Origin of the sequence: Streptomyces jumonjinensis, from assembly GCF_009600885.1 — a bacterium.
GTDB classification, from domain to species: Bacteria; Actinomycetota; Actinomycetes; order Streptomycetales; family Streptomycetaceae; genus Streptomyces; species Streptomyces jumonjinensis.
On record NZ_VCLA01000160.1, the window covers coordinates 80240 to 80770 of the forward strand.

A 531-nucleotide genomic window follows, 5' to 3' on the forward strand; every position below is an offset into this window, starting at 1 on the left:
CGGGGTGCGGCATGGGGATGATCGGGCGGTTCCGTCGCCTCTTATGGACTCTGACGCATGGGGAGCCCGCAGGGGCCCGTGCGCACATCGCGTGCGTGTCCGGCACCCCGCCCTGCGGCGCTGAACCCCCGGACGCCGCACGGGAGCTCACCCCGGGCGATATCCACGCGTGGGCCGAGTACCACTTCCACAGGACCGGCCACCGCCGCTACGCCCGGGCCATCCGCGACACCGTCCAGTGGGACCCGCCCCCGGGTCGCCCTCTCGGACCATCGAGAGTGATGCCGGCCCGGCACCAGCTCTGAAGCGTCCGCCCCCTGAACACCCGGCCACTGAAAATCGCGGGTTCATCATGCGGGGCGGCGAAAGGGTCCGTCCGGCCGGCAGGACGTCACGCATCCAGGCCCAGCCGGACGGACCACCCCATGAACCCCCCTGACCGGTGCCACGTCCCGGCAGGGGAAGAAGGGGGCGCACCGAGTGCCCCTTTGGCCCCGGTCGGTCCAGTCCCCCGCAACGACCGGGGCCACC